This window comes from Litorivicinus lipolyticus, assembly GCF_009650135.1.
Taxonomy (GTDB): domain Bacteria; phylum Pseudomonadota; class Gammaproteobacteria; order Pseudomonadales; family Litorivicinaceae; genus Litorivicinus; species Litorivicinus lipolyticus.
This window is the reverse complement of the sequence record NZ_CP045871.1, coordinates 1,082,617-1,101,079: the sequence shown is the minus strand read 5'-3', so window position 1 is coordinate 1,101,079 and position 18,463 is coordinate 1,082,617. Positions and strand designations below refer to the sequence as shown.

The window sequence follows — 18,463 nt, the reverse complement described above, 5'->3', positions numbered from 1 at the left end:
GTGGGGCCGCAGTCTAAACGATCTTCATGCGCTATCGCAGTGTGGCATCCGCGTTCGTCGCCACGGCCTTCGTCAGCTCGGTGTTGATCAGGGCATCCATGTCATCGATATAATTACCCACGCGTTTAATGACCCTGCGCTTTTGACGTTCATCAGCGCCAGCCCAGAGATCCGTCATCAGTTGCACCCGACCGTCCAATCGAGCCGCACGAAGCGCTACCAATTGACGGCCCTGCGGCGTATCCAACGCGTTTGCGAATAAAAACCCCAGCCGCGCGGCGCGGTCAGCGCCGCTGGGCTCGGCCAAAACCTCGAACAGTTGCGATTGAAATGCGCGGTGAGCGGCCACGGTCTGGACGGTGATATCGGGGTATTGTGCGGCGAAGTTCAGCACCCTCGTTTGTTGCGATGGACTCAGCGGCCCCGTCCATTTTTCGATGCCCGCAACCGTATCTTGGGCGTGATCAGCCGCAGTCTCGGCGTCGGATAGCCTTTCTTGGCTGCGCGCTTCAACCGCCAACATCAACCCTTGGACTTGCTGTGGGGTGACGGTACGACTTAATTCAACGATCGCGGGGGTCGCCTGGATAACGATGGCATCCCAGCGCTGCCGCATGAGCGCGATATGGCCCTGTAATGCGTCTGGATCCAGCTTGGCACCACTGAGCTGCGCTCGAATTTGCACCAAGGTGTCTCGGTAGAGCGGCAGTTCATTTGCACGATGCCAGTCATGCAACTGGGCAAGCTCCGCTTTGAACGCAGTCTTTTGCTCGCGCGACAGGTCGATGAAATCGTTGAGGTACCAGGACGCCATAAATCGGGCGTTGTTGTAGGCAAACTGCATCCCGCAACCGCTCAGCAACAAACACATACAGATTAAACGCAATGACCGTTTCAACGATTTCCCCCCCCGCTACTCTCTTATCACTGAGGCCAGCCTTGGCCAATTCAATGAAGTGAGCGACCTCGATCGGTTCACGCGGTCGCCGACTGCCCTTCGCAACACTTTTTGTGTTTTTTACCACTGCCGCAAGGACAGGGATCATTGCGGCCAATCTTCACCGTGACCGTCTGTTTGGCGGCGATGCGCCGGGGCATCCAAAACTCATAAATGGCGATCAAATTACCAACCACAAAATGAGTCGCGTCGTGTTTGTGTTGCAGGGATTCAATATCCGCAAGCTCAACTGGATCCGATGTGTCGCCCAACGCCCGCAGCAGCTCCATACTCGGCCGGTCTAAACAGGCGGCCCAGTCCCCACGCGTCAAGTCGACCCCCAGCATGAATCCCTGCGCGAACCCCGTCGGGTCACTCAAATTGCGGCCCTGGCTCCACTGCGTCTTAAATACCGGCGCAACCTTGTATTCATCACCGGAAAAACCCGCCACGACCTGGTTCATCCGTCGAAACACTAAGTTGGTCAACCGCTCCAGCGCATCGTCGGACAATTTGGACGGTTGACCCAGAGCCCCGCCCCAGACCATATGGACCCAGGTTGTTGGATCAAGCGTGGTTGGCCCAATCGCCAGCGCGTGTAATAAGCCATCCAAGCGGTCAACACTGAGCCCCTGCGGACCGACCTCAAAGGTCAAGCACTTGTCCAAGGCCTTTAGGTCATCAGCCGTCAGCGGCGTTTTCAAACTAATCATCACACACTCATCATTTTTGGGTATGCGTGGATAATGCCACAGCTCCCTCGATTTAACGGCCACTAACGCGTTGGCCGCCGTCTGATTACGTCTACCAAGGCTGTCGAACCTCCAACGAGCGCACAAATAAAAAAGCCCCGACCAAAGGTCAGGGCTCACATGGCGCACCGGTCGGATAGACCGCAAACGCCTAATGCCGTTTGCGCCCTGCGGGTGGCTTCGCCAGTCCTTGACCGCGTGCAAAGCTGCGCTTTGAACACGGTCGGCGTCGAACCTCCAGTCGGTTCGCATCCTCCAACGAGCGCACAAATAAAAAAGCCCCGACCAAAGGTCAGGGCTTTTTTATTTGTATGGCGCGCTCGGGAGGATTCGAACCTCCGACCGCCTGGTTCGTAGCCAGGTACTCTATCCAGCTGAGCTACGAGCGCGTCGTTGTGGGCGCGGATAATAAAGAGCATGGCCCACCTTGGCAAGCCCTAAATGACGAAAAGCCAAATAAATTACCGAGATCCACAAAACTGGCGGAGTTTCGGCATTCAGTGATAACCCATCAACGAATCGAAGCGCTCATCGTCCAATCCGGCACTGACGAAAAATTGCTCGCCCTCCTCAGCCAAGTAATCCAGATCCGCGGCACAGCCGGCAGCAATTCGTCGAATTTCCTCTATGCACGCATTGCCGGCACGCACACGCACCAACTCTTCTAGCTGCTCAATTTCCATGGGTGTAATCGGACGGTGCCAAATCGCTTCGAAATAGAGTACGGCGTCTTCCAAGCATTGGCGCTGTAAGGTGGAATGGATCATAGGAACCCCTCCTGCACTATGAGTGTTGACGCTAAGCCAACGCAGCGCAGCAAATCTGGGCCTCAGTTCACATAGATCCGCTGACAAAAAACCACCACTCAGCAGCTCGCCTAGTCGATCGACCAACTCTCTTGGGTTCGTGGGTTAAACGCCACCAGCCCACCGCTTGCCGGACTGCGCCCGGCGACGGCACTGATCACCACGAAGTGAGTCACCAAGATCGCGGATCGCTCGCCAATGCGCCCTAGCAATGCGTCAAACGCGGCCAGGGTATCGGCGCGCTGGACATGCCCTTGAAAGAACGAAGCCAGGCCCATGTCGACTTCCGGTTCACCTAACGCCAACAGCCGAGCGGTCTGATGACACCGGCACCAGGGACTGGTGGCAATCACCTGTGGCGCAAACCCGGCCGCTGACAAGCGCTCGCCCGTGGCAATCGCCTGAGCCTGACCGCGCGCATCCAGATTGCGCTGACTGGCACAGTTACCCAATTCGAAATCACCAGGATCACCGGTGCCCGGCGCGATCGCGTGGCGCATCAACAGCACCTGACCATAGCGTTCAGGTTGATCAAGGTAATCCTCCAAGCTGAGCGCACTAGCCTGCCCCGCCCAGAGTGCCAAACAGGCCCACAGCAACGCCCTCACGGCAGCCGTTCCAGCAACGCACGACACGACCGGTCATACCCAGTCCAGGCAACCTTGCGAATGACGCCGCCCGTATCCGCCCACAGTTCGACCTCACAGGGTTTTATAAGGTCCGCGTTGCGCCAGCCATGACGCGTCAACGCGCCATCCGCCGCAACAACCGCCGCATCGCCCAAGGCATTTGCATAGCTTGATAAGGGTTGGCCAAGCGCTTGGCTTAGCCGCGCATCAAGGCTATCGACCACCGGGGTTTGGACGGCACAACCGCCGAGCACTAGGGCGATGCCAATTATCAGTGCAGGGTGCATTTCGTTTCTCCTTTTGACGAACCCCCTTGTAACCCCGAAGCACCCTATTTGACCAGACCAGGCGGCACTCGCGTTCGCAGTCAAAGCGGCCTATAAAGAATGTACAAGAACCATTGGAGAACGGGCATGGCCGACACACGGGCACTCATCGAGCAGTACTACAGCGCACTTAATAGCGACGATTTACCGGGACTACTGGCGTTACTCAGCGACGACGTCGTGCATGACGTCAATCAAAGCCATCGCGAGGACGGCAAACTCGCATTTCGAGCGGCCTTCGAACATCGCCGCGCGCACTACGATGAACAAATGGTTGACCGCGTCATTTGCATCAATGAAGACGGCAGTCGAGCCGCCACCGAGTACCGTATGCAGGGACACTACCTGGCGACCGAAGACGGCTTACCGCGCGCCACGGGCCAAGCCTATGACCTGCAGGCCGGGGCATTCTTCGAGATCAAAAACGGCGAAATCAAACGTGTCACCAGCTATTGCAACCGCCAAGAGTGGATCAATCAGGTCAGCCCGCTTCACGACCAGAGCTAAGCCGCGCTGCGATTGGCTAACCGTTGCGCCAGTGCCTGCAAGCGCTGGCCGGCGGTATGTTCACAGACCCACGGCAACACCGCGCTGCCGCTAAGCGGGTAGCGGCTCCTTTAGCCAGGCGGAGGCCTCGGCCAATTCGTCGAGGTCAAAGGCTTCAATTTTCAGCCCCGGTATCAACAACCCCTCGAATTCCGCCAGCTCACCGATCCAGTCGCGATCGGTCATTACTGCGATGCGGTCAAAGCGGCGAATCAAGCGAATCATTTTCGGCAGTTCAACCAACTCAAGCCCCACCGCAGCCAATGTTGGCCAGGCGCCCTCGCCTAGGTGCATCAGCATCGACCCGTGCTTGAGCCCTTCGGTGGCAATCAGCGCCCTCGGTATGAAATCTTGCATCGCGGCCAAATTGATAGGCCCTTCGACCACCAGTTCGACCCGCTTTCCATTGCGTTTCACTTCAATCATTCGACTACCCTCCATGGTTTGAGCCTACGCCGGAGCGAGACAGCGCGAACCTGCACCATTGGGATGGTCCTAGCGAATCACCGGAGCCGAGGTCAGCAGCATCTGGGTGTAGGGGTCTTGGGGCGATGCAAACAAGGCATCCGCGGACTGCTCTTCGACCCACGCACCCTGACGCATGACGCCGATGCGGTGGGCCATGGTGCGGACCACGGCTAGGTCATGGGTGATAAAGAGGTAGGTCAACCCCAGGTCTCGCTGCAGCTGTTTCAGCAGGTTTAACACCTGCGCCTGAACCGACACATCCAACGCCGAGGTCGGCTCGTCACAGACGATAAAGCGCGGCTCGGACGCCAGCGCACGCGCGATCGATATGCGCTGGCGTTGGCCGCCACTGAATTCGTGCGGATAGCGCGCGCCGTCACTGGCTGACAACCCGACCTTGACCAACAATTCGGCGACCCGTGTTTGGACGGCCCCGCGCGCAGTCGCCAGTCCAAACACGGTTAAGGGTTCAGCGATAATATCCCCGACTCGCCAGCGCGGATTCAGGCTCGCATAGGGCGACTGAAAGACCATTTGGATTTGACGGCGCAGCGCCATCGGAGCTTGTGGCGTGACCGCCTGACCATCGAACAGGACCTGTCCGCTGTCCGCCGCTTCCAAACCGACCACCGCGCGCGCCAGCGTCGATTTACCCGACCCGCTTTCGCCGACCAGCGCAAAGGTCTGGCCGGCGTCAATCGTAAAGCTAACCGACTGGACCGCCTTGACCTGGCGCACCGGCGCCCGTGTGATCGCGCGCAACCACGCGGGCTGCGATTGATCGAAGGTTTTATTGAGGTTCGAGACCTGAACCAAGCTCATGTGCCTTCACTCCAAAAACAAGCGCGACCGTTGTCCAGGCGTGGCCGCTCGCGCAAACACCGCTCGCTGACGTGTTCGCAGCGCGGATTGAAGGCGCAACCGACGGGAATTTGATCCAGCCGCGGCATGCTGCCGGGGATCTGGTAGAGGTCCTGGTCCACGCTGCCGGCCAGCGTCGGCGTCGACGCCATCAGTCCGCGCGTATACGGATGCTTGGGTGCGTTGATGACCTGCGCAGTCGTGCCGACTTCAACCAGTCGCCCGGCGTACAAGACCCCGACGCGGTCGGTCGTTTGCGCAACCACGCCCATGTCATGGGTGATCAAGATCACCGCGGTCCCGCGCTCACGGCACAACCGCTTCAACAGTTCCAATATCTGCGCCTGAATCGACACATCGAGCGCCGTGGTCGGCTCATCGGCGACCAACACCGCCGGGCGCGGTGCCAGGGCCAGCGCGATCACCACCCGTTGGCGCATGCCACCCGAGAATTCGTGCGGATAGGCGTCCAGGCGGCTCGGGTCCAAGCCAACTTCGGTCAATAACTCGCCGGCCTCGCGACGGGCTTGGGCGCCGGTCAAATCACGATGCCAGCGCAGGGTTTCGATCAGCTGATCACCGACCGTTTTCAGAGGATTCAAACTGGTCAGGGGGTCTTGAAACACCATGCCAATTCGATGGCCGCGAAAGGCCTCGGGGGCAAGGTCGACCCGTTCATCCTGAAAAAATATACGGCCTCCGCTGATCCGCCCAGGCGGTTCCAACAACCCCAGCAGTGCCGCCCCGGTCATCGATTTTCCGGCGCCGGATTCACCGACCAGACCGAGGATCTCGCCGGCCTGTAGATCGAAGGTGACACCGTCCAATGCCGTCAAGGTGCCGCGGCGTGACGGAAACTGAACCGACAGGTCCTCGACTCGAAGCACGCTCATTGCAACCTCGGATTCAATGTGTCGCGTAGCCAGTCACCCAGCAAGTTGACCGCCAATGCTAGCGACAACAGCGTTAAGGCTGGGAACAACAAAATCCACCATTCGCCGGAGAACAAGAAGTCCTGGCCGATACTAATCAAGGTCCCCAAACTGGGCTCGGTCGGTGGCGCGCCAACGCCCAAAAATGACAGCGTGGCCTCGGCAATGATAGCCAGCGCCAGCGTGATCGTGGCAATGACCAGCACCGGACCCAACACGTTCGGCAAGATGTGCTTGCGCATAATCTGAAAGCGCCCCAACCCCATCAACTTCGCGGCCTGTACGTACTCTTTTTCTTTTTCGACCAGGGTGGTTCCACGCACCGTGCGCGCAAACTGAACCCACTCGCTTAACCCAATACTTAAAATCAGCACCCCGATTGCCAGCTCGCTGCGGGCCTCGGGTGGCAACACCCCCTGGGCCACACCAAAAATCAGCATCGCAATCAAAATCGATGGAAAGGTCACCTGAACATCGGCGACGCGCATAATAAAAGCGTCCAACCAACCGCCGACGTAGCCCGCCAACAAACCCAATGACACCCCCAGCACCAGCGCCAGGCCGACCGCGCTGAAGCCGACGAACAGCGATACCCGCAGCCCATATAAAATTGCCGACAACAGATCCCGGCCCTGGTCATCGGTGCCCAGCACAAAGCGCTCGCCGGTAAAGGCGTTGTCCGTCAACGGCGGTGTAAAGCCGTTCATCAGGTTCAACGCGCCCATGTCAAAGGGGTTAGTCGGCGCCAGCCACGGCGCCAACAGCGCCCCGCCGACCAGCAATACCACCACCGAAAAGGCAATGATCGCGACCGGCGAGCCCTTAAAGGCGTGCCAAAAATCCGAATCAAAAAAGTCCGTCATGCGCGTGATCCTTTGGCCAATGAACCGGTCTTAAGGCGCGGATCAATCCAGAAATACAACAGGTCCACGACCAAGTTGATGACCACGAAGACCACGCCCACCAACAGCAGATACGCGGACATCACGGGGATATCGACAAAGTACACGGCATTAATGAACATCAGCCCAACGCCGGGCCACTGGAACACCGACTCGGTGATAATCGAAAACGCCACGATGGACCCCAGCTGCAAGCCGGCCACGGTGATCACCGGTACCAGCGTATTTTTAAGGGCATGGCCGAAATAGATACGGCGCTGGGATAAGCCCCGTGCGCGCGCAAATTTGATGAAGTCTTGGCGCAGCACCTCGAGCATTTCAGCGCGCACCAAACGCATGATCAGTGTCATTTGATAAAGCCCCAAGGTAATCGCCGGCAGCAGTAACGACCGCCAACCCTCCAGCGTTAACAATCCGGTGCTCCAGTCGCCGACTTGGATCACGCCAGCCCGCCCGAACGAGGGCAACCAGCCAAGCTCAACGGCAAACACCCAAATCAGCAACACACCGATCAAGAAAGTCGGCAACGACACGCCAATCAACGAGGTCGCCATAATCAGTTGCGCAACCACGCCGCGGCGCCGGATGGCGGTGTACACACCCAGCACAATCCCTAGCGTCAGCGCCAGGATCGCCGACACCAGTGCCAGCTCCAAGGTCGCAGGCAACCGATGGGCAATCAGATCCGCGACCGGCTCGCCGGTGCGGTATGACACGCCGAAGTCACCCTGAACGGCATCCGCGACGAATCTAAAATATTGAACCGGCAAGGCATCATTCAGCCCCAACCGGTCACGTAATGATTCCCGATCTGCCAAGGTCGCTTCCTGGCCCAACATATTTGACACCGGGTCACCGACAAACCGGAACATACTAAAGGCCACCAGCGCGACCAATAGCAAAACAAAGACCGCCTGCGTGAGGCGGTTAAAAATAATCCAAATCATAGGAGTAGCGGGGCCGGAGCCCCGCGTAGCTTAGTTAAATGACAGAAATTTGAAGTGCGGCTGGTCTTCGGGCTGCACGTCAAACTTGATGTCGTCGCGCATGCTCCAGTTCAGCACCTGGTTGTGCACCGGCAGGTAAAGGATGTCTTCCTGAAGTTGCTTCCAGATTTTGCCAATGGTGGCGTCGCGTGCTGCCAGGTCGGTTTCCGATTCCAGGCTGACGATCATGCTGTCCACCGACGCGTTCGAGTACCCGGTGTTGTTCCACGGTCCACGATCACCCTCGCTCGTATGCGCCAGGAAGTTAAAGATGTAGTGCGAATCAAAGGTCGGAACGCCCCACCCCAACATGTAAAACTCGGTGGTTTTGTTTTGGATCAGCGGGAAGTGCTGTGCTTTCGGCTTCGCGTCCAAATTCACTTTGACGCCGATTTGACCGAGCATACCAACCGCCGCCTGGCAGATTGCTTCATCATTGATGTAGCGGTCGTTCGGGCAGTTCAATGTGATGCTGAAGCCGTCGCCGTAACCCGCCTCGGCCATCAATCCCTTGGCCTTGTTCATGTCGTTGGCCGGGACTTGACCCAGTTCGGCCGTCCAGCCATTAACAAATGGAGGCATGATGACACCGGTCGGGTCTGACTGGCCGCGCATGACCACTTGCTGAATCGCTGAACGGTTAATGGCCATGTTCATCGCTTCTCGGACACGGCGGTCCGCAAAGGGGTTGGCGCCGTCGACGTTATCCGTTTCCAGATCCGCCTTGCCTTGATTCATGCCAAAGAAAATAACCCGGTTTTGAGCCGCCGTCGCCACCCTCAACCCGTCCGCCGAATCGACCCGCTTAAGGTCCTGTACCGGAGCATCCTGAACGAAGTCGACTTCGCCCGACAACAGCGCCGCCACGCGCGTGGCCGCCGATTGAATCGGGGTAAAGATCACTTCAGTAACTTCCAGTGGGAATTGGCCCTTACCCCAATAGTTCGGGTTAGCGGTCAATACCGTGCGCTCATCGGGCGTGCGTGATACCAGCTCAAAAGCACCCGTGCCGTTGGTGTTGCTGGATGCAAAGGTTGTTTCGCCGTTGGCGAAATCTTGAGGAGTCACCGATCCGTTCGCTTCGGTCCAGCCCTTGTCCATCATGAACAAGTTGGTCAGGTTATTGATCAACAGCGGGTTGGCGCCATTGGTTTCAATATCGACCGCGAATTTGCTGGGTGCGCTGACGGATTTAATCGACGTCAACAACCCTTTCATGTCCGATGTTTCCATCATCGCGCGGTTAATGCTGAAGACCGCGTCTTCAGAGGTGAAGTCTTCGCCGCCGTGGAACTTGACGCCTTCACGCAATTCCAAGCGCCACACGTTGGGATTACCCGGCAATGTGGCCCAGCTGGTGGCCAGCGCCGGAATGATTTGGCCGGCCATGTCGCGTTGCAATAAGGGTTCGTAAATTTGGTGGGCCAGCGTATGGGTGGTGCCTTCGTTTTGCGCATGGGGGTCCATGGTCAACGAATCACCGGAGCGCGCCCAGCGCAATGTTTCGGCCATAGCCAGCGGCGCGGCCGCAAGTGCCGACAGCGCAACGGCCGCCGCAATTTGACGTTTTAGCATGGGGATTCCTTTTTTTGTTGTTGGTTGAGCATGCCGTGCTTAGATCTGGGTTTCAATGCATCGGCTGACGAAAGATTGTTTCAGCGCGCTACCGGCAACCTACTGGGTCAATCGGGCGACCAATCGTTGAACCCGCGGGCCGACCAAGATCGCCACCACCGCCGCGATCGGCCAAGCAATCGCCCAGGCGCCGAGCCATTGCATGACGATGCCCGGCGGCAGTCCGCCCACCGCTTTGGCGGTCGCAAACCCGGACACAACAAACGACATCACACCGGACAATAAAATCGCATTGAGGTAGCGGGCACTGGATTTGGGAAATTTCATCAACAGGTCTCGGGTTAATTTTGTCCAAGCCTAACAAAGTTGCGCCCATCAAAGTGGCTGGCAATGATCAACATTTGTAATCGTTTTGCGTCCGCCCCTGCGGTAGCATCCGCGGCATCATTCACCGGATCCATCACATGCTATCGACTAACCGTATTGCCATTATCTTGGGCGCCATGTTCCTGTCCTTGGGCGCCTTCGACGGCATGCTGGGCGTGCTGTGGCCGACACTGCGCGGTGAAATGGGTCGCGACATTGGCGACCTGGGGTATTTGCTGGCCGCGTACCTGATCGCCTCCATGGCCGGCAGCTTACTGTCGTCCTGGGCACTGAAGCACTGGGGCATACGTCACGGCCTTAAGGGGTCAACCGTGATTGCTGTGGTAGGGGCCATTTGCGTCGCTTTGGCGCCGACCTGGCACTGGTTACTGGCGGCCGGCGTCGTTCGCGGGCTGGGCAATGGCGCAATCCATGCGTACCTGAACACCTACGCCGCGCGTGCTCTTAGCAACCGCAAAACCATGGTCATCCATGGCATGTGGGGCGGTGGCGCGGCGGCCGCGGCGTTCACCATGACGCTGCTGGTCAGCTCGGGTATTGCGTGGCAATGGAACTTGCTGTGGTGTGTGGTGCCGGCCTTGTTTGCCTTTGCCGGGTACTACACCTTGCCACGCGTGGTCGACACCGATCGCGGGCAAACCTTGGGTGCACTCAAACGCGGCGATTGGATTGCCGTCATCGCCGGCGGCACTTATGTCGCCGTTGAGGCGTCCGTCGGCAACTGGGCCTACACGCTGATGACCCAGGGCTGGTCGATGTCAATCGAAGTCGCCGGCATGGCCACCTCGGTATTTTGGATTTTGATCACGGTCGGGCGTATTAGCCTGGCCGGCCTGCCTTTAAGCGCCGCCTGGTGGTTAAAACTGATGCCATGGATGCTGGCGGGGTCCGCGGGCCTGCTGTTCGTCGGCCAACACCAGCTATGGTTCGGAATTGCCGCGCTGTGGGCCGTCGGGTTAAGCGCCAGCGTGATTTTCCCCAGTTTGATTTATCAGGCGATTACCAATGCGCAACCGGCCACCAAGCCGAAAATTGCCGGCGCAATATTGACCTGTGCGGCAGCCGGCGGCGCGTCGGGACCCGCGGCAATCGGTTGGTTAGCCAGTGCCGGCGCCCTACTGTGGATTCCGTTGCCGATTGCAGCGCTGGGCGTTGTGTCGGCGCTGTGCGCCCGTCAGGTCGCGCTCAGAGGTTCGCCAGCAAGCGATAGCTGATCATTACCGCAATCGACGCTAACACCACCGCCATCGCACGATTCAACCACACAGCCCGGGCCAACAAGGCCTGGCGCATGGCCTCCGTGGACAGCACCACGGCGGCCATGCTGTACCACACACCATCGATAATCGCCGGGGTCGCGACCAACACCAGGTTGCGCTGGAAACCACCGTCACTGGTCACGAACGGACTGAATACGGCGAGGAAAAACGCCAACATTTTTGGGTTTAGAAAGGCAATCAAGAAGCCGTCTCGGATGCTGGCGGAGGTGCTGATGTCCATATGGCCCGCGCGCGAATGCCACAGACCCCACGACAGCTTCAACAACCAGATAATGCCAACTGCCTGGACCGCCATCAGGGCGCCCTCACCGACCGCCAAGACGCCACTGAGCACGACAATCGCACCTACCGCGTAGATGGCGACCGCCAACGCATGGGCAATGCCCGTGACCACACCCAGCCAACGTCCGCCATGGATGGCCGCACGCAAGATGACAAACAGTGAGGGGCCAGGGGATACGGCGCCGAGCAGGCAGACGCTGGCGAGGGCCAGCCATTCGTTAAAGTTCATTCGCAACTCAAAACACGTGGATTGGGGGCAACTGATGCCGACGCATTTTACAGAATTGTCGCGCCAATCGCAGACGGCATGACGGCGAGATCGATGCAGCGTCACAAAGGCTACGCGCGTTCCCTGTCAAAAGCCGCTTAAGTAAGACATAGATCGAGGTGCAGGCAAACAGCGATCCGGGCGGGACTGCGCCTACGCGTCCCGCTTCGGCACTCAACGCGCGTGAGGACTGGGCGTAGGTCAGACGCGGCTAAGGAAAAGACACAGATCGAGGTGCAGGCAAACAGCGATCCGGGCGGGACTGCGCCTACGCGTCCCGCTTCGGCACTCAACGCGCGTGAGGACTGGGCGTAGGTCAGACGCGGCTAAGGCAAAGACACAGATCGAGGTGCAGGCAAACAGCGATCCGGGCGGGACTGCGCCTACGCGTCCCGCTTCGGCACTCAACGCGCGTGAGGACTGGGCGTAGGTCAGACGCGGCTACGGCAAAGACACAGATCGAGGTGCAGGCAAACAGCGATCCGGGCGGGACTGCGCCTACGCGTCCCGCTTCGGCGTCCTTCGGACTCGCGCTAGGCGCTCGCTCAAATCGGCCGTCCATGGCCGATTTGTCGAACCCCGCACGAGGGTTCGAGCACCCTTCCGGTAAAAAACTCACATACAAAAAAGCCCATGTCAAAAGCCGCTACGCTGCTTCTTTTGACATGGGCTTTTTCGTATGAAATATGGCGATCCGGAAGGGACTCGAACCCTCGACCTCCGGCGTGACAGGCCGGCATTCTAACCAACTGAACTACCGGACCGGCGTTCGTTATTGCAAAAACTGGTCGGGACGGAAGGATTTGAACCTTCGACCCCTACAACCCCATTGTAGTGCGCTACCAGGCTGCGCCACGCCCCGAGACGTCTTTGCGGGGCGCATAATAGGTATTCGGGGGGTGGCTGTAAAGGTTAATCTTCGAGTAATCGTGCAATTGCTCGAATTTCCTGGCGCAGGCTTTGCAGCTCCTGCTGAATCCAGGATTTACCTTCCGATTGCTCGCCCTTTTTAGCCAATTGCAAGCGCGCACCGGCAATCGTGTACCCACGATCGTACAACAGCGTCCGTATACGCCGGGCCAACAGCACGTCGGCATTGGAGTAGTAACGGCGGTTGCCACGACGCTTGGCCGGCTTCAGGTCAGGAAATTCCTGTTCCCAATAACGCAGCACGTGCGAGCGCACCTTACACAGCGACGCCACCTCGCCAATCGCAAACCAATGTTTGCCGGGCACCGGTGGCAACACCTCGCCCTCGCCCAACGCTTCACCGTCGGCCGTGGGCACCACGGCATCGACCGGCACCGGCAACTCGCCGGTGTCGATTAGGTCCATTTGATCGTCGTTCGGGGTCGGGTCAGTCATCGTCGTGATCGTCGTCGGTCATCCAATCGGTGGCGACATCGCGACCGTCAATCACGGCCTCGACGCGGTGGCGTAATTTTTGGCCCGCGCGAAAGCTGACCACGCGACGCGCGGTAATCGGGATCTCTTCGCCAGTTTTCGGATTACGTCCGGGGCGCGGTGCTTTGTCGCGGGTAGTGAAATTTCCAAAACCGGACAGGCGCACATCGGCGTTGCTGACTAATGCCGCACTGATTTCGTCGAAAAATGCTTCCACCAGATCTTTGGACTCACGTTTGCTGAGCCCAATGGCGTCGCTTAAAAATTCCGCCAAATCGGCTTTACTGAGTGCTGACACAAGATTGCCCTCCCCACGGCCGTAAACTATGGGGCGGAGAAATGAAAAACTCAAGGAAAAAAAGCACCTTAGTGCCCAGAACTCGAAATGAACTCAGTGCGGATCGAGAGAACCTCGACCCGCACACAGCCCTTAGCGCAGCGTTACACCCAGCTGTTCAGACAGCGCCGCCAGCACATTGTCGGCCGCGGCATTCAGCACCGCTTCCTCCAAGGTGGCGTCCGCGTCGCGCCATGACAGGTGCACCGCCAAGCTCTTCATGCCCTCCGGCAAACCCTTGCCTTCATAGACGTCAAACAGCACCACCGAATCCAATAACGGACCCGCAGACGCCGCGATAACTTCACGAATGGCCGCCCACGATTGCCCTCCGACTAACAGCGCGAAGTCGCGGCCGGACGATGGGAACTTCGACAGCGGTTTAAACGAGGCTACATTGGCGTGGGCCACCGCCGCCAACGATAGATCCGCCACGTAGGTCGCGTCCGGCAGGTCCAACGTGCTCGCCAACTGCGGGTGCAGTGCGCCAATAAAGCCCACCACCTCGCCGTTGATCAAGACATTCGCCGTGCGTCCGGGGTGCATGCCCTGGCGCTGCGCCGGCTCAAAGCTCAAGCCATCGGCGACCAAGCCCTCGACCACACCTTTAACGTCATAGAAATCAACCGATCGTGACGGTGACTGCCAGTCCCACTGATTGACATCACCGGACATCAACACACCCAAGCGATCCTTTTGTTCCAGCGCATCAACGGCGCCGGCAAAGCACTGCCCGATCTCGAAAATGCTGACGCCTTTGTGCTGGCGATTCAGGTTATAGGCCGCAGTCTGCGTCAGCCCGGGCAACATCGACTGGCGCATGCGCACCATATCGGCAGTGATCGGGTTGGCCAAATCCATGACCGCGTTATCGTCATGGAAATGATTGTGCTGATTGGGATGTACGAAGCTGTAGGTAATAACCTCGTTCAGCCCCAAGTCCACTAACTGCGAACGAATGCGGTTTTTATCCCGAATCGCTTCGGCCAGGCGCGGCATACCGTTGGTCGCCGCCGGCATTTTCGAGGGCAGGTTGTCATACCCATAAACCCGCGCCACTTCCTCGACCAAGTCCTGTTCAATCGCAATATCATGGCGCCAGCTGGGCGCGGTGCAGCGCCACGTACCCTCAGCCACGACCGGATTCATGCCCAATCGGGTCAAAATGTCCGTCACCGTGTCGGCGGGGATATGCAGGTCCAACTGGGCCGCCAATCGGTCGGCACGCAATTCAACGACGCGCGGCGCCGGGACATGTGCCTGCGACACCGCCTCGACCACAGCGCCGGCCTGACCGCCGACAATGTCCAGCAGCAACTGGGTCGCCCGCTCCATCGCTTGGGCTTGCAGCTGGCTGTCAACGCCACGCTCGTAACGTTGCGAGGCATCGGTGTGCAAACCGAAACGGCGGGCGCGGCCGGCAATCGTCAGCGGGTTGAACCAGGCCACCTCTAACAGCAAATCCGTGGTCGTGGCGGCAACGCCGGAGTGTTCACCGCCCATAATGCCGGCTAAGGCCAAGGGTTTGGTATGGTCTGCGATAATCAATACCTCGGCACCCAGCTCCACCACCTTGCCGTCCAGCAAGGTCAATTGCTCGCCGTCGCGCGCACGGCGCACAACAATGCCAGTGTCGATCTGTGAGCGGTCAAAGGCGTGCATCGGCTGGCCCAGTTCCATCATCACGTAGTTGGTCACATCAACCGCCGGGTCGATGGAACGCACACCGGCGCGGCGCAAGCGCTCGATCAACCAGTCCGGGCTTGCGACCGACAAATCCACGCCTTGGATGACACGGCTGAGGTAGCGCGGACACCCAGCAGGGTCGTCCAACACCACCGGCACCTGAGCGTCAATGGCGGCCGCGATCGGTTTAATCGAGGGCTCGTTAACCGCGGTCGACGTCAGCACGCCCACTTCGCGCGCGATTCCGCGTAAGCCAAAGCAGTCGCCGCGGTTCGGGGTCAGGTCAATATCGATTAAGGCGTCGTCCAGGCCCAAATAGTCACGCAGCGGCGCGCCAATCGCCGCATCCGCCGGCAACTCCATTAAGCCGTCACGCACCTCGGACAAGCCCAGCTCGTCCGCGCCGCACAACATGCCCAAGCTCTCGACACCGCGTAACTTGGCTTTCTTAATTTTGAAGCTGTCGTCCAGTTTGGCACCGACGCGCGCCAAGGGCGCAACCAGCCCGACGCGCGCGTTGGCCGCGCCGCACACCACCTGATGAAGATCGGTGCCGTCGTTGACGCTGCAGACGCGCAATTTATCCGCGTCCGGGTGCGGTTCGATCGCGTCGATACGCGCCACCACAACGTCGGTAAAGGGTTTGCAGGGCGCTGACACGCCATCCACTTCCAAACCGGCAAAGGTTAGCAGGGATACAATTTGATCGGTCGTGGCCGCCGGGTTAACCCAGCTACGAAGCCATTTTTCACTGACAAGCATGGGAATTCCTTAGGCGCTAAATTGTTTGAGGAAACGCAGGTCGTTCTCGAAGAACAACCGCAAGTCGTTGACGCCATAGCGCAGCATGGCCAGGCGCTCGACGCCCATGCCAAAGGCAAAACCGCTGTAGGTTTCACCGTCCACACCGGCGTGCTTGAACACCTCCGGATGAACCATGCCGCAGCCCATAACTTCCAGCCAGCCGGTGCCTTTACAGACGCGGCAACCATCGCCATTACAAATCACGCACTCCATGTCCACTTCGGCACTCGGCTCGGTGAACGGAAAGTAGCTCGCGCGGAAGCGAACCTGCAGGTCCTTTTCGAAGAACACCCGCAAAAACTCCGTCACGGTGCCCTTCAAGTCCGCCATGCTGATGCCCTTGTCGACGACCAAGCCTTCGACCTGGTGGAACATGGGGCTGTGAGTCACATCATAGTCACAGCGGTAGACGCGGCCGGGCGCAATCACACGGATCGGCGCGCCTTGCGTTAACATCGCCCGTATTTGGACCGGCGATGTGTGAGTCCTCAGCAACTGACCGTCCGGAAAATAGAAGGTGTCGTGCATGGCACGCGCTGGGTGGTGAGACGGAATGTTGAGCGCTTCAAAGTTGTGCCAGTCGTCCTCGATTTCCGGACCTTCGGCGACCGAATAACCGACCGAGGCAAAGAACTGCTGCATTCGCTCCATGGTCTTGGACACCGGATGCGCCGAACCGGGATTGCGGTTACGCCCGGGCAAGGTCACATCGATGGTTTCCGCCGCCAACTGGGCCTGCAGCGCCTGCGCGGTTAATAGCGTTTTACGCTCACCAATGGCGGCCTCGACCGCTTGCTTGGCCACGTTCACCAACTGTCCAGCCGCCTTACGCGCCTCCGGCTCCATTTTACCTAGGGCCTTCAGCTGTGCCGTTAACTCGCCTTTTTTACCCAAGTACTGAACCCGGATACTTTCCAGGGCCTCTACGCTCGCAGCGGAGGCAACGGCGTCCAGTGCTTGGTTTTGAATTTGATCAAGATCCATGTCTGTCTCTGCGTTGTGTCAAATATTAAAAAAGCCCGACATCATGCGATGCCGAGCTTTCGTGCGGTACAAAACCAAATCAACTCGGGGGCAGTTAAGCCGCCAGTGCTGACTTCGCTTTCTCCGCGATGGCCGCAAAAGCAGCCTTTTCACGCACTGCCAAATCAGCCAATACCTTACGGTCCAGCATGATTTCGGCGCGCTTGAGGCCGTTAATGAAACGGCTGTAGCTCAAACCGTTGATGCGTGCCGCAGCGTTGATACGCGCGATCCACAAACGACGGAACTGACGCTTACGCGTACGGCGGTCACGGTAGGCATACTGCCCAGCCTTGATTACCGCTTGCTTGGCTACGCGAAAGACGCGTGAACGCGCTCCGTAATAGCCCTTGGCCTGCTTCATGATTTTCTTGTGACGACGACGGGCTTGTACGCCCCGTTTTACGCGTGCCATATCTTATCTCCCGCTTACTTAGTGTAAGGCAACATGCGTGGTAGCAGTTGCGCATCACAGGCCTTGACCTGGTCCATTCCACGTAAATTACGTTTACGCTTCGTCGACTTTTTGGTCAGGATGTGCGAGCGGTTGGCCGCGCGGTGTTTCCAGCCCTTACCGGTTTTTTTAAACCGCTTCAGAGCCCCCGAGTTTGTCTTAATTTTCGGCATCTTTTTCCCTCTTCAGGATGTAAATGAGCAGGACCGGGGGGCCCTACTGCATTTCGCCATTAACTTCCAAGCAGTCGACGAGTCGACTACTTGCCTTTCCGCGACTTAGGCGCGAAAACCATGACCATCTGACGCCCTTCCAGCGCCGGACGGCTTTCGACATTGGCAATTTCTTCCAAGTCTTTTTCAACCCGTTGCAACAATTTGACGCCCAAATCTTGGTGCGCCATTTCACGCCCTCGGAATCGGATGGTGACTTTGACTTTGTCTCCGTGATCCAGAAACTCAACCATGTGTTTCATTTTCACGTTGTAGTCGCCGTCGTCCGTGCCGGGACGGAACTTGAGCTCTTTCAGCTTAGTCTGGACCTGTTTTTTCTTGGCCTCATTCTTCGCTTTTTTGTCTTCGTAGAGCTTCTTTCCATAGTCCATGATTTTAGCGACTGGCGGATCCGCGTTTTCCGAGATCATCACCAGGTCTAAATCGTTTTCCTTGGCAGCTACGATAGCGTCACGAGTGGCAACGACGCCTATCTGATCACCGTTGGGCCCGATAAGGCGCACGTTTGGTGAACGAATGGCTTCATTAATCATGTGCTTCGGGGCCGCCGGGGCCCGCTGCATGTTTCCGCGTCTGATTGCTCTA

The 18,463-nt window shown here is 58.5% G+C and carries 22 protein-coding genes and 3 tRNA genes; 2 read left to right on the top strand and 23 right to left on the bottom strand.

The window, feature by feature from the left end; translation table 11 throughout:
• Positions 1-31: 31 nt before the first annotated feature.
• From GH975_RS05700 to GH975_RS05675, 6 genes are all read right to left on the bottom strand, one after another.
• Positions 32-898, bottom strand: coding sequence for a DUF6279 family lipoprotein (locus GH975_RS05700; RefSeq protein ID WP_153713596.1), 867 nt, complete (start codon positions 896-898; stop codon positions 32-34).
• Between the two features lie 77 nt (positions 899-975).
• Positions 976-1,650 (bottom strand): UPF0149 family protein, encoded by a 675-nt coding sequence (locus GH975_RS05695; protein WP_170272556.1) that lies wholly within the window; start codon positions 1,648-1,650, stop codon positions 976-978.
• Positions 1,651-2,001: 351 nt separating this feature from the next.
• A tRNA-Arg gene (locus tag GH975_RS05690) sits at positions 2,002-2,078 on the bottom strand.
• A gap of 108 nt (positions 2,079-2,186) precedes the next feature.
• Positions 2,187-2,456, bottom strand: a complete 270-nt coding sequence (locus GH975_RS05685) for a hypothetical protein (protein WP_153713594.1) — start codon at positions 2,454-2,456, stop codon at positions 2,187-2,189.
• A 110-nt stretch (positions 2,457-2,566) separates the two neighbouring features.
• Positions 2,567-3,103, bottom strand: a complete 537-nt coding sequence (locus GH975_RS05680) for a SixA phosphatase family protein (protein ID WP_153713593.1) — start codon at positions 3,101-3,103, stop codon at positions 2,567-2,569.
• Positions 3,100-3,411 carry a hypothetical protein gene (locus GH975_RS05675; protein ID WP_153713592.1) on the bottom strand — a complete coding sequence of 104 codons (312 nt, stop codon included), beginning with the start codon at positions 3,409-3,411 and terminating at the stop codon, positions 3,100-3,102. The genes GH975_RS05680 and GH975_RS05675 overlap by 4 nt, the downstream gene beginning before the upstream one ends.
• 126 nt (positions 3,412-3,537) lie before the next feature.
• On the opposite strand from GH975_RS05675, the gene GH975_RS05670 reads away from it, so the two are divergent.
• Positions 3,538-3,957 carry a ketosteroid isomerase-related protein gene (locus GH975_RS05670; RefSeq protein WP_153713591.1) on the top strand — a complete coding sequence of 140 codons (420 nt, stop codon included), beginning with the start codon at positions 3,538-3,540 and terminating at the stop codon, positions 3,955-3,957.
• 90 nt (positions 3,958-4,047) lie between these two features.
• Here GH975_RS05670 and GH975_RS05665 read toward each other — a convergent pair whose 3' ends face one another.
• The 7 genes from GH975_RS05665 to GH975_RS05635 all read right to left on the bottom strand — a co-directional run bounded on the left by GH975_RS05665 (position 4,048) and on the right by GH975_RS05635 (position 10,047).
• Positions 4,048-4,422, bottom strand: coding sequence for a SpoIIAA family protein (locus GH975_RS05665; RefSeq protein ID WP_170272555.1), 375 nt, complete (start codon positions 4,420-4,422; stop codon positions 4,048-4,050).
• Positions 4,423-4,491: 69 nt separating this feature from the next.
• Positions 4,492-5,286, bottom strand: a complete 795-nt coding sequence (locus tag GH975_RS05660) for an ATP-binding cassette domain-containing protein (RefSeq protein WP_153713589.1) — start codon at positions 5,284-5,286, stop codon at positions 4,492-4,494.
• Positions 5,283-6,218: an ABC transporter ATP-binding protein gene (locus GH975_RS05655; RefSeq protein WP_153713588.1), complete on the bottom strand. Its 936-nt coding sequence runs from the start codon at positions 6,216-6,218 to the stop codon at positions 5,283-5,285. The genes GH975_RS05660 and GH975_RS05655 overlap by 4 nt, the downstream gene beginning before the upstream one ends.
• Complete coding sequence (locus tag GH975_RS05650) at positions 6,215-7,120, bottom strand: ABC transporter permease (protein WP_153713587.1); 906 nt, start codon at positions 7,118-7,120, stop codon at positions 6,215-6,217. The genes GH975_RS05655 and GH975_RS05650 overlap by 4 nt, the downstream gene beginning before the upstream one ends.
• On the bottom strand, positions 7,117-8,106 hold the full coding sequence (locus GH975_RS05645) for an ABC transporter permease (protein ID WP_153713586.1): 990 nt from the start codon (positions 8,104-8,106) through the stop codon (positions 7,117-7,119). The genes GH975_RS05650 and GH975_RS05645 overlap by 4 nt, the downstream gene beginning before the upstream one ends.
• Before the next feature lie 30 nt (positions 8,107-8,136).
• Positions 8,137-9,720 (bottom strand): ABC transporter substrate-binding protein, encoded by a 1,584-nt coding sequence (locus GH975_RS05640; RefSeq protein ID WP_153713585.1) that lies wholly within the window; start codon positions 9,718-9,720, stop codon positions 8,137-8,139.
• A gap of 99 nt (positions 9,721-9,819) precedes the next feature.
• The gene (locus GH975_RS05635) at positions 9,820-10,047 is read right to left on the bottom strand and encodes a DUF2798 domain-containing protein (protein ID WP_153713584.1); all 228 of its coding nucleotides are present in this window, start codon (positions 10,045-10,047) and stop codon (positions 9,820-9,822) included.
• A 137-nt stretch (positions 10,048-10,184) separates the two neighbouring features.
• Here GH975_RS05635 and GH975_RS05630 point away from each other — a divergent pair, with 137 nt between their 5' ends.
• A complete protein-coding gene (locus GH975_RS05630) occupies positions 10,185-11,321 on the top strand; it encodes an MFS transporter (RefSeq protein ID WP_153713583.1) in 1,137 nt (378 codons plus the stop codon).
• On the opposite strand, the gene GH975_RS05625 is transcribed toward GH975_RS05630, so the two are convergent.
• From GH975_RS05625 to infC, 10 genes are all read right to left on the bottom strand, one after another.
• Complete coding sequence (locus GH975_RS05625) at positions 11,293-11,898, bottom strand: LysE family translocator (protein WP_153713582.1); 606 nt, start codon at positions 11,896-11,898, stop codon at positions 11,293-11,295. The genes GH975_RS05630 and GH975_RS05625 overlap by 29 nt on opposite strands.
• A 726-nt stretch (positions 11,899-12,624) precedes the next feature.
• Positions 12,625-12,701 (bottom strand) — tRNA-Asp (locus GH975_RS05620).
• 21 nt (positions 12,702-12,722) lie between these two features.
• A tRNA-Pro gene (locus GH975_RS05615) sits at positions 12,723-12,799 on the bottom strand.
• A gap of 50 nt (positions 12,800-12,849) precedes the next feature.
• Positions 12,850-13,302, bottom strand: a complete 453-nt coding sequence (locus GH975_RS05610) for a MerR family transcriptional regulator (protein WP_407657249.1) — start codon at positions 13,300-13,302, stop codon at positions 12,850-12,852.
• The gene (locus GH975_RS05605; RefSeq protein WP_153713581.1) at positions 13,295-13,639 is read right to left on the bottom strand and encodes an integration host factor subunit alpha; all 345 of its coding nucleotides are present in this window, start codon (positions 13,637-13,639) and stop codon (positions 13,295-13,297) included. Before GH975_RS05605 ends, GH975_RS05610 begins: the two co-directional genes overlap by 8 nt.
• Positions 13,640-13,771: 132 nt before the next feature.
• A complete protein-coding gene (gene pheT / locus GH975_RS05600) occupies positions 13,772-16,126 on the bottom strand; it encodes a phenylalanine--tRNA ligase subunit beta (RefSeq protein WP_153713580.1) in 2,355 nt (784 codons plus the stop codon).
• A 9-nt stretch (positions 16,127-16,135) separates the two neighbouring features.
• Complete coding sequence (gene pheS, locus GH975_RS05595; protein ID WP_153713579.1) at positions 16,136-17,152, bottom strand: phenylalanine--tRNA ligase subunit alpha; 1,017 nt, start codon at positions 17,150-17,152, stop codon at positions 16,136-16,138.
• A gap of 94 nt (positions 17,153-17,246) precedes the next feature.
• The gene (gene rplT, locus GH975_RS05590; protein ID WP_153713578.1) at positions 17,247-17,606 is read right to left on the bottom strand and encodes a 50S ribosomal protein L20; all 360 of its coding nucleotides are present in this window, start codon (positions 17,604-17,606) and stop codon (positions 17,247-17,249) included.
• A 14-nt stretch (positions 17,607-17,620) separates the two neighbouring features.
• The gene (gene rpmI, locus GH975_RS05585; RefSeq protein WP_153713577.1) at positions 17,621-17,818 is read right to left on the bottom strand and encodes a 50S ribosomal protein L35; all 198 of its coding nucleotides are present in this window, start codon (positions 17,816-17,818) and stop codon (positions 17,621-17,623) included.
• A gap of 86 nt (positions 17,819-17,904) precedes the next feature.
• Positions 17,905-18,411 carry a translation initiation factor IF-3 gene (infC, locus tag GH975_RS05580; RefSeq protein WP_153713576.1) on the bottom strand — a complete coding sequence of 169 codons (507 nt, stop codon included), beginning with the start codon at positions 18,409-18,411 and terminating at the stop codon, positions 17,905-17,907.
• Positions 18,412-18,463: the final 52 nt, after the last annotated feature.

Excerpts from the sequence above, each read along its gene's own strand:
- GH975_RS05695 (WP_170272556.1), bottom strand. The coding sequence starts at position 1,650 with ATGATTAGTTTGAAAACGCCGCTGACGGCTGATGACCTAAAGGCCTTG.
- GH975_RS05685 (WP_153713594.1), bottom strand. The coding sequence starts at position 2,456 with ATGATCCATTCCACCTTACAGCGCCAATGCTTGGAAGACGCCGTACTC.
- GH975_RS05675 (WP_153713592.1), bottom strand. The coding sequence starts at position 3,411 with ATGCACCCTGCACTGATAATTGGCATCGCCCTAGTGCTCGGCGGTTGT.
- GH975_RS05670 (WP_153713591.1), top strand. The coding sequence starts at position 3,538 with ATGGCCGACACACGGGCACTCATCGAGCAGTACTACAGCGCACTTAAT.
- GH975_RS05665 (WP_170272555.1), bottom strand. The coding sequence starts at position 4,422 with ATGATTGAAGTGAAACGCAATGGAAAGCGGGTCGAACTGGTGGTCGAA.
- GH975_RS05660 (WP_153713589.1), bottom strand. The coding sequence starts at position 5,286 with ATGAGCTTGGTTCAGGTCTCGAACCTCAATAAAACCTTCGATCAATCG.
- GH975_RS05655 (WP_153713588.1), bottom strand. The coding sequence starts at position 6,218 with ATGAGCGTGCTTCGAGTCGAGGACCTGTCGGTTCAGTTTCCGTCACGC.
- GH975_RS05650 (WP_153713587.1), bottom strand. The coding sequence starts at position 7,120 with ATGACGGACTTTTTTGATTCGGATTTTTGGCACGCCTTTAAGGGCTCG.
- GH975_RS05645 (WP_153713586.1), bottom strand. The coding sequence starts at position 8,106 with ATGATTTGGATTATTTTTAACCGCCTCACGCAGGCGGTCTTTGTTTTG.
- GH975_RS05640 (WP_153713585.1), bottom strand. The coding sequence starts at position 9,720 with ATGCTAAAACGTCAAATTGCGGCGGCCGTTGCGCTGTCGGCACTTGCG.
- GH975_RS05635 (WP_153713584.1), bottom strand. The coding sequence starts at position 10,047 with ATGAAATTTCCCAAATCCAGTGCCCGCTACCTCAATGCGATTTTATTG.
- GH975_RS05630 (WP_153713583.1), top strand. The coding sequence starts at position 10,185 with ATGCTATCGACTAACCGTATTGCCATTATCTTGGGCGCCATGTTCCTG.
- GH975_RS05625 (WP_153713582.1), bottom strand. The coding sequence starts at position 11,898 with ATGAACTTTAACGAATGGCTGGCCCTCGCCAGCGTCTGCCTGCTCGGC.
- GH975_RS05610 (WP_407657249.1), bottom strand. The coding sequence starts at position 13,302 with ATGACTGACCCGACCCCGAACGACGATCAAATGGACCTAATCGACACC.
- pheT (WP_153713580.1), bottom strand. The coding sequence starts at position 16,126 with ATGCTTGTCAGTGAAAAATGGCTTCGTAGCTGGGTTAACCCGGCGGCC.
- pheS (WP_153713579.1), bottom strand. The coding sequence starts at position 17,152 with ATGGATCTTGATCAAATTCAAAACCAAGCACTGGACGCCGTTGCCTCC.
- rplT (WP_153713578.1), bottom strand. The coding sequence starts at position 17,606 with ATGGCACGCGTAAAACGGGGCGTACAAGCCCGTCGTCGTCACAAGAAA.
- rpmI (WP_153713577.1), bottom strand. The coding sequence starts at position 17,818 with ATGCCGAAAATTAAGACAAACTCGGGGGCTCTGAAGCGGTTTAAAAAA.
- infC (WP_153713576.1), bottom strand. The coding sequence starts at position 18,411 with ATGATTAATGAAGCCATTCGTTCACCAAACGTGCGCCTTATCGGGCCC.